Raw genomic sequence first — 9209 nt, 5'->3', positions numbered from 1 at the left:
TTTGCAACTTTTTGCGGCGGGAAAAAGTTGAATAAAAAAATGACAAACTTAAAAATTTTCAGTATATACCTAAACAAATATATTTTATCATAAAAAATTTTATATTTGTTAAACCTTTTTTACTACATAAAAACTTTATATTTCAATGCAAATAATATAGACTAGACTTTAATTATAAAGCCTAGTCTATATTAATAAAAATTACTAATTATTATTTTGCATTAATAGCATCTATTATTTCAGCACATTTCATGTACATTCTAGGAATATGGAAAGGTCCTTTATACATATTACCTTTCAAATCAGTAGATATTGTACCATCTCTATGAAGATATCCGAACCATTCGCCATATTCTGTATCTATGAATTTTTTAGTATACTCTTTTACCATATCATGTTTTTCTAAATATTTATCATCTTTAGTGAAATAGTAGCAGTATAAAGCAGCAATAGCAGCTTCAGTTTGAGGCCACCAGAATTTCATATCATGGTGATATTCGCTTTTAGCTTTTCCAAGTACGTCCATATATTGAATGATTCCGCCGTACTCTTTGTCCCAGCCCCATTCCCACATCCAGTCAAATATTTTAAGACCTAGGGCTTTTAATTTCTCATCATGTCCTCTTTCTATAGATTCTCTTAAAATAAACCAAGATGATTCTATAGCATGACCTGGGTTTAATAATCTTCCTTCAAAGTGATCCTGTAAAGTACCATCTGGATTGCATTGTTCTAATACTGCTTTTTTATCTTCATATAAAAATAACTGTATATTAGAAAGAAGATTATCAATATATTTGTTGTAATAATCTTTATTTTCCGGATCAGCTTTTCTTAATTCCTGAACTGTAGCAAGCATTATCATAGGAGGTCCGAAAGCTATAGTAGGTCTGTTGCCTGCATCAAATTTAGGTATGAGAAGACCTTCTTTCTGATATCTGTCTATATTATCAAGTATTTCTCTAGCTTTTTTAACATAGCTTTTATCTCCGCTAGCTCTTGAATATGCTGCCATAGCAACTAAACAAAATGTTTCTGAGAAGTAATATCTTAATCTTTTGATGATAGGCTTTCCGTCTTCAGTAACTCTGAAATACATTCTTCCATCGCCTGCTTTATCAAAACAGTAATTTTCTAAAAAGTCTATTCCCAATTTAGCTGCTTCTAAATACTCTGGCTTTTTCTCAAAATCAGCATAAAGTGTTGATAATACCCAAGCAAATCTTCCTTGAAACCATACAGACTTATCTGTTTCTATAAGGTTTCCCTTTCTGTCTAATGCAGTATAATATCCGCCATGTTTCTTATCAAGTCCATTTTTTAACCAAAATGGTATGACATTATCTTTTAACATGTGAAGATACTCATTTTTTACTTCGTTTAAATTACTCATAAAAAATCCTTTATATAGATTTTATTTAACATAATGTAACAATATTAACAGATTGACATTATAAAGCAACAAAAAAAATAATTTTATTGTTGTTTTTTGTATATATAATATTTAAAATTTAACAAATATTATTATTGAAGTATTTTATTGACTATTGATATATATATTATATAATTCAGAAATTGGGGGTGTAATAAATGAAAGATGATAAAAACAAAGAAGATTATGTTGAAATACCTGAAGAAGATATAGAAATACTTGGTGAAGACGGAGTATACAGAAAGTACGAAGTATATAAAAATTATCAAAAAAGAAATGAAAGAAAATTTCATTATTGGATTCCATTTATTTTGGCTTTAATATATACAATTTCTCCTATAGACTTAGTTCCTGACAGAATACCTATAGGAAGATTAGATGATATTATGCTTCTTGCTTTGACATTTTATTATGGAATCAAAAAAGCAAATTTTTCATATAACCCTATCATAAATGTCATAATTAGAAATATTATATTATCAATAACTATTACCGGATTTGTTATGATGATTATAATATATATACTTGCTACATTATTTTAAGGAGTCTTTATGGATAGAATATCATCAAGTAAAATAACTCAATTGGAAGATGATGAAGTATTCGTTTTTGGAAGCAATACTCAAGGGGTTCATGGAGGAGGTGCTGCCAGAACTGCTATGAATTGGGGTGCTATTTATGGTCAGGCTTATGGGCTTCAAGGTAAAACTTTTGCTATACCTACTGTTGATTATACTAAAAGCGGAAAAATGGCTGTATCTGAAATAAAAAAATATGTTGATAAGTTTTTAGATTTTGCTTTAAATCATAAAGATAAAAAATTTCTAGTTACTGAAATAGGATGCGGTATTGCTGGATTCAAAATAGAAGAAATGGCTGAACTCTTTAGAGAAGCTCTTAAAGATAAATATGATAATGTTTACTTGCCTCAAAGATTTGTTGACTATCTAAAAAATCATCAGTAATTTATTTTTAAAGAAAAATAAAACTTGGGCGGGAATACTTTTACAGTTTTAGCTTTAAAGAATAAAAAAATTAAAATTTCTAATTAAAATAAAAAACATTAAAGGGCGGGGTATGTAAATAAAGTTTTAAAGCTTAATTACATCTGCCCACCCTATATCTTTAAAATTTTTTCATGTCATTGTTACTTTATTTTCTTTTTAATTTTCAACTCTTATTTTAACACCCACCCAAGTTATTTTTAACTTTGTTGTTCTTAACACCGCACGCTTAATAAAATGAACTATAAAAAACAATTATTAATTATTATTTAAATTATATATAAGGTTTAGTTTACCGTGCGTTAAAATAACTATATAATTAATTTTAATAATTGATTTTTGTATCATTAAATGTTATTCTACTAGGCATTAAAAATTTAATTAAAAAATTATAAACTATGATTAATGATTCAAATAATAATATTAAATTAGGCTCTTTATTCATTACATTTTCTGCTTTATCATTCAGCATTATGGAAATAGCAGTAAAAATATCAGGAGCTAATATACCAGTTATTGAACAAGTATTTGCAAGAAATTTTGTAACTTTATTTATTAGTGCTTTTGTAATGTTTAGAGATAAAGAAAAATTATTTCCAAATAAGAAAAATATTGTATCTATAGTTTGCAGATCAGTTTCCGGATATTTGGGAATAATAGCTTATTTTTATGCTACTAATAATATGGTATTGGCTGATGCTTCTGTTCTTCAAAAGACTTCACCTTTCTGGTCTAGTTTATTTGCATTTATTCTCATTAAAGAAAAAATAATAAAGGTTCAATGGTTAGGTATGATAATAGCAGCTATTGGATCTATATTTATAATAAAACCTTCTATGAACTCAAATATATTTCCTTCATTGGTAGCATTATCAGCTGCAATGTTTGCTGGTATTTCCTATGCTATAATAGGTTCTCTAAAAGGAAAAGAAAGTAATGCTTTGATAATATTTTATTTTTCATTGTTTTCATGTTTATTCTCACTTTTCTTTATAAAAAGTTTTGTTATACCTAATATATTTGAAATTATTATGCTTTTAATTATAGGTATATTTGCTGGATTCGGACAATTCTTTTTAACTGTAGCATACAAGAAAGCTCCTGTATCTGCTGTAAGTATTTATAATTATACAGGTGTAATATTTTCTTATTTATTCAGTTTATTTTTATTCAATGAAAAAGTAGATATATATTCCATAATTGGTATGGTTATTATTATATTTGCTGCCTTGTTAGTATATTTTTATAAGAATAAAATAACTGCAAAAAATATTTAAAATATTATTTCCAGTTTTTATTTGCTAATTTATCTAAATTAACTTTTTTATACTTTTCTCTTAAAGTAATAGAAGGTATCCACCAAGCAATATCAAATACTTTTTTCTTTATGGATTCTATTTTTTCTAAATAAATATTATAATCATCATAAGTTTTCATCACATAAACAGAATAAGCTATAAAAGCATGTTTATTTCTGTCTATTTCAACATCAAGTTCCTTCATTAAATCATGACACTTTTTATAGAATTCATTTTTATTGTCTGCTTTGTAATTATTAAATGTATGCATTAAAGAAATAAAATTATAATAATTACATGATACTAATAAATCTTTTTTATTTTCTTTGTAATAGTTATAAACATTTTTAAAAACTTCCAGTATAGCAACAGGAATTTTTACAGTATGAGAAACATTACCTGCCAAAGATGCAGCTCTTTGTAAATAATAATATTTAGCATTATTGTTATAAAACATTTTTGGATTATTAGCTAAAATTCTATAAAACATATCAACATCTTCAGCTAACCTTACTTGACTGTATAATAATTTTTTTTCTTTTAAAAATTCTTTTTTATATAATTTATTCCAAGCAACAACTAAAGGATACTCTGGAGTATTTTCTTTTTCAAAAGTATCAACATTAAAATTACTTTCACCTTCAAAGCAATTATCCCTAAAATCTTTTTTCCATTTTTCTAATCTATTATGATAATAAGGTTTTATATATCCTTTATTTTCATTAACTGTATATATGTTATTAGTAAAAACTATATCTGCATTATTTTTTATTGCTGTATTATATAAATGCTCTATATAGTCATAAGAAATAAAATCATCAGAATCTATGAACACCACATAATCTGCATTACTTTCATTCAAACCGCTGTTTCTTGCAAATCCTAAACCTTGATTTTCTTTATGATTTATTAATTTTATTCTGCTGTCTTTTTTAATATACTCTTTAATGATATTCTCACAATTATCAGCAGAACAATCATTAACACAAATTATTTCTATATCCTTTAATGTTTGATTGATAACACTATCTAAACATTTTGGTAAATATTTTTCTACATTATAAATTGGCAACACTACAGAAACTTTTATCATATATTATTCCTAATCAAATATTATTTTCCCAAACTATTCTATACTCTTCTTCTTTATTATATTGAGAATAATCAGGATCTGTTATAGTAAATTTTAATTTAATAGAGTTATAATTAAATACTATACTTACAGTAAAACTATGTTCTACCCCATTTGAATTTGTGAATGTTTGTGTTCTTGAAAATGAAGTTTCTTCAGAATACGGATTAGCTATATCAATATAAGCATCTGGAAAATAACTCCATAATATTTGCTTATCAGTTATAGTGATATTTGCTGATTTATCTTTACTATAATATATTCCTATACGTTCATTCATCTTTATATTTGTACTGTCAGTAAGTTTTTTAAAATTAACTTCTTTGTTTTGTGAATATCTTAATTTGCCGCCAAAAAAATCTATAAAATAAGTATCAGGTGCTACACCATTAATAGTTTCTTTTATATCGAAAGAAAAAGTTTTATTTGTGCTTTCAGGATCTCCTAAATAATAACTGCCTATATTGTTTGCTATATTATTTTTCTTTCCTATAAAATTTATATAACCTGAATCAAATACTACAAAATCAAGAGTAATATCTTCTGTAAAATTAACATCAAGCGAATATCTGCCTGCTCTGTTTTTTAATTTCAGATTACCATTGCTTGATGAAGTTGGTACATTTGAACATGATAGTATAACGAAGAATATAAAAAAGAATGGTATAAAAGTTTTAATGTATTTCATAAATAAACTCATTGATAATTTTTAGTAAAAATATATGATATTATACAAAAAATATCATGTTTGTAAACCATTTATTTATTACTTAATTATAAATTAGTATTATTTTGAAGTAATTTATAAAACCAAGTATTTTCAGAATTATTTAAAGGAAGTGTATATTTTTCTCCGTCATTATCTGTAAATACTATTTTTTTATTATTATAATTAATACTCATTTTATAATCTTTTAAATCTAAATTTTTAGCACTATTAGTATCGTTAATATCAGGTATATATACTCCTTCCTTTAGATTAGTTACTATTTGATTGCCGTATTTATTATTAATGGTACCTGATATATAAGTGAGTTTATTAAAGCTGTTTGTATCCTCACGCTTTACTAAAATAAATTCTAATGTTTCATTTGTCAAACGATTTCCTTTAGAATCTTCATCAAACACCAATATGCTTACCTTATCACTTACATACATATTGCAGCTGATTAATATCATTATAAAAAATAAACATAGATAAAATACTTTTCTCATAAACTTACCTCCAATATATTACATATCATACTTATATAATAATATCTTTCATATTTTTGTAAAATGATTATATACAAAAATTATTGACTAGAATGTCTTTTTTATTATATTTATTAACAAATTATAGAATAAGGAGAAATTATGAAATTAGGAGAAGCCTTATTAAAAAGAGATGAATATATCAAAAGGGAAGATAATCTAAAAAAAAGATTAAAGAGCAATGTGGTATTAAAAGATGATAATGAGAATAATGAGAACCCTAATGATTTAATAAAAGAGTATATAGAAGTTAATAATGAACTTTCAGACTTAATAATAAAAATAAGCAATAAAGAACATAATACAAAACTTACTATAGGAATAACAATAGCTGATGCAATAAATATTAGAGATAAACTATATAGAGAAATGGAAATTTATAAAACAGTTTTAAAAGAGCTTAACAGTAAAGATTATAGAAATGCTAAAAATGAAGTTAAGATGAAAGTACTTGTAAATGTGAAAGACATACAAACAGAAGTAGATAAACTAACCAAAGCTTATAATGATATAGATGTTATGATACAATCCACCAATTGGAATGTAGATTTAGAGTAATATTTTAACGCACGGTTTACAATACTTTATTTATAATGTAAATTTGAATTCATATTAAGTTTTACTTTTTAATCAGCTTATCGTGCGGTAAATACGTTTTAAATTTAAAAAAATCTTGGGTGGGTTGTTATAATAAGAGTATAAATTTAAAAAGAATAATAGCTAAAAATCTCATAATAATACTCAAAAGATAAAGGGTGGGCAAATGTAATTTAAGCTTTAAAACTTTTATTACATTCCCCGCCCTTTATTCTTTAATAACTAACTTTTGAATTTTAATATTAACTATCTTTATAACCTATTCAGAAATTTCAGCACCCGCCCAAGTGGTATTTGAATTTATAATTTTATTAACAGTTTTATTAAAAAATATGATATAATGATTTGAAATAATTGTTATCAAAGGAAAAATAATGTCATACTCAAAACTCGTAGTAAAAAATTTTGGAAAGATTAAAGAAGCAGAAATAGAACTTTCCGATTTAGTTTTATTTATAGGCGATAATAATAGTGGTAAAAGCTATTTAATGACATTAATATATGGATTTGCAAATTATTCAGAAGAAATTGTAAATATTTTATTTCAAGATAAAGATTTTTTATTTAGTTTGCAAGAATATAAAGATATAGAAAATATTATAAATAAGCATTTAGAATATAATAAAGAAAATTATTCTCAAATAATGAAATCGCATAATAATTATTTTATTAATGCTGCTAAAAATCGAAATATATTTTGTTCTGAACAGACATTAGATGAAACATTTTTTTTATCATTGGAAGAATTAAAATTATTTAATGATTTATTTAATTTACTTCTTAATAAATATAGAGAAAAAATATTACAGTTTATATTTAACGATATTAATAATTTCATTAATTTGGATTATATAAATTTAAATATATATAATCCCGATTTTAAAGTATTATTAGAACATAATAGAAAAATAAGTATTTTATATAAAAATCATATGAATGATTATTCAATATCTGGTAATATTCCCAATTTTAGTACATTAGATATTATAATGATTATTTTTTCTAGTATAACAAAATATATATTTAATATTTATTATAACAAAAAAATATTTTTACCAACATCAAGAACGGGATTTTTCTTATCTTATAAAGAATTAGCTAAGCAATCTGTAACTTCTGCATTTAACATTGAAAATCAAAAAATTAAAACTTTATTCCAAAAGCCTATTAGTAATTTTATAAATAATTTAATTGATTTGTCAAAAGAATATAGTATAAACGAAGAATATACAGATATAATAGAAATATTTCATAATATGATTCAGGGAAGTATTGAAGTTAATCCTGAAACAGGAGGTTATTATTATAACCCTGATAATACAGATTTAAAAATTCCAATGTATTTAAACTCGGCAGTAATTACAGAAACAGCACCATTATATTTATTTTTAAAATATGGTAAAGATATTGGAGCTCTTTTTATTGAAGAACCTGAAATGTCATTGCATCTTAAACTTCAAAAACAAATGGCTAGAATAATTATTAATTTAGTAAATAAAAATATAAATCTTATAATATCAACTCATAGTGATACAATCTTAGAACATATAAACAATATGATAAAACTTAACTCTATAAATGATAAAGATAAAAAAAATAATTTATTAAAAAAATATTCTTATACTGAAAATGATATTATAGATATTGAAAAGATAAGAATATATCAATTTAATATAGATAAATATAATACAACAAATATAATACCATTAGAAGGAAATAAGAAAACTGGTTTTTATATAGAAACTTTTCATGATTATATCAACGAAGCTTCAAATGAATATGATGAAATTACTGAGAATATTTAAAAAAGGTATTTAGTTGTTATGGAAAATTTTGAAAAACTTTATGATATTATAGATAATAATATGTGCAAATTTGTTTCATTAAATAAAGATGATATTTTTAATATTAGAGACAAAAATTCTGAAATGGAAATAAATATAAAACTAACATCTAAATCTATATGTTCAAAAGATATAGAAGGGGAAAGAAAATTTAACCATTTAAAAATAAAAAAATGTGCTGATGCAATTATTCTAAGAGCAAATCAAAATAATAATTTAGATTTGCATATAATAGAATTAAAAAAAGATATACATGATGATAAATTAAAAAAATTGTCATATCAATATTTTGGTGCTTATTTAAGAATAATATCTGTTTTATTAAATCAATTAAAAATAGAAAATATTTATTTATATTTAATATATGATAAACTATTAAAAACAAAAAACATTGATAGCACAAATCAAAAGAAAAATATAATATATGATAGAGATTTATTTTATCAGTGTAAAATACATAATTCTTTTCATTATCTTAATATATCATTTTTTGATTTAAAAACATTAAATATTACAAAATATAATCTACAAGATAATACAGATATAATTATTTAAATTTATAACGTTTACATTTATGCACAGGAGCCAGACATATTGCATTAAGTATTCCTTAGTTTTTTAAAGTATAACATAGGTGTATCATAATTT

The 9209-nt window shown here is 23.6% G+C and carries 10 protein-coding genes; 6 read left to right on the top strand and 4 right to left on the bottom strand.

What is annotated here, in order from left to right; translation table 11 throughout:
- Positions 1 to 211: 211 nt before the first annotated feature.
- Positions 212 to 1393, bottom strand: a complete 1182-nt coding sequence (locus Q0K52_RS13895; protein WP_297300466.1) for an AGE family epimerase/isomerase — start codon at positions 1391 to 1393, stop codon at positions 212 to 214.
- Positions 1394 to 1590: 197 nt separating this feature from the next.
- Between Q0K52_RS13895 and Q0K52_RS13890 the strand changes: the two genes are divergently transcribed.
- From Q0K52_RS13890 to Q0K52_RS13880, 3 genes are all read left to right on the top strand, one after another.
- A complete protein-coding gene (locus tag Q0K52_RS13890; RefSeq protein ID WP_297300464.1) occupies positions 1591 to 1974 on the top strand; it encodes a YkvA family protein in 384 nt (127 codons plus the stop codon).
- 9 nt (positions 1975 to 1983) lie between these two features.
- Entirely contained in the window at positions 1984 to 2397 is a 414-nt protein-coding gene (locus tag Q0K52_RS13885; protein ID WP_297300463.1) for a hypothetical protein, read from the top strand.
- Between the two features lie 437 nt (positions 2398 to 2834).
- The gene (locus Q0K52_RS13880) at positions 2835 to 3713 is read left to right on the top strand and encodes a DMT family transporter (protein ID WP_297300461.1); all 879 of its coding nucleotides are present in this window, start codon (positions 2835 to 2837) and stop codon (positions 3711 to 3713) included.
- Between the two features lie 4 nt (positions 3714 to 3717).
- Here the strand turns inward: Q0K52_RS13880 and Q0K52_RS13875 are convergent, their stop codons facing one another.
- From Q0K52_RS13875 to Q0K52_RS13865, 3 genes are all read right to left on the bottom strand, one after another.
- A complete protein-coding gene (locus tag Q0K52_RS13875; RefSeq protein ID WP_297300459.1) occupies positions 3718 to 4827 on the bottom strand; it encodes a glycosyltransferase family 2 protein in 1110 nt (369 codons plus the stop codon).
- Between the two features lie 13 nt (positions 4828 to 4840).
- Complete coding sequence (locus tag Q0K52_RS13870) at positions 4841 to 5554, bottom strand: hypothetical protein (RefSeq protein WP_297300457.1); 714 nt, start codon at positions 5552 to 5554, stop codon at positions 4841 to 4843.
- Between the two features lie 86 nt (positions 5555 to 5640).
- Positions 5641 to 6081, bottom strand: coding sequence for a hypothetical protein (locus Q0K52_RS13865; RefSeq protein ID WP_297300452.1), 441 nt, complete (start codon positions 6079 to 6081; stop codon positions 5641 to 5643).
- A 141-nt stretch (positions 6082 to 6222) separates the two neighbouring features.
- On the opposite strand from Q0K52_RS13865, the gene Q0K52_RS13860 reads away from it, so the two are divergent.
- The 3 genes from Q0K52_RS13860 (at position 6223) to Q0K52_RS13850 (ending at position 9116) form a co-directional block, all read left to right on the top strand.
- Positions 6223 to 6678 carry a DIP1984 family protein gene (locus tag Q0K52_RS13860; protein WP_297300450.1) on the top strand — a complete coding sequence of 152 codons (456 nt, stop codon included), beginning with the start codon at positions 6223 to 6225 and terminating at the stop codon, positions 6676 to 6678.
- 413 nt (positions 6679 to 7091) lie between these two features.
- On the top strand, positions 7092 to 8522 hold the full coding sequence (locus Q0K52_RS13855; protein WP_297300448.1) for an AAA family ATPase: 1431 nt from the start codon (positions 7092 to 7094) through the stop codon (positions 8520 to 8522).
- Positions 8523 to 8540: 18 nt separating this feature from the next.
- Positions 8541 to 9116, top strand: a complete 576-nt coding sequence (locus tag Q0K52_RS13850) for a hypothetical protein (RefSeq protein ID WP_297300446.1) — start codon at positions 8541 to 8543, stop codon at positions 9114 to 9116.
- Positions 9117 to 9209: the final 93 nt, after the last annotated feature.

The sequence above is a fragment of the uncultured Brachyspira sp. genome (genome assembly GCF_944390845.1).
GTDB classification, from domain to species: domain Bacteria; phylum Spirochaetota; class Brachyspiria; order Brachyspirales; family Brachyspiraceae; genus Brachyspira; species Brachyspira pulli.
Note: the sequence above shows the minus strand (reverse complement) of the source record. Positions and strands in the feature narration are given on the sequence as shown.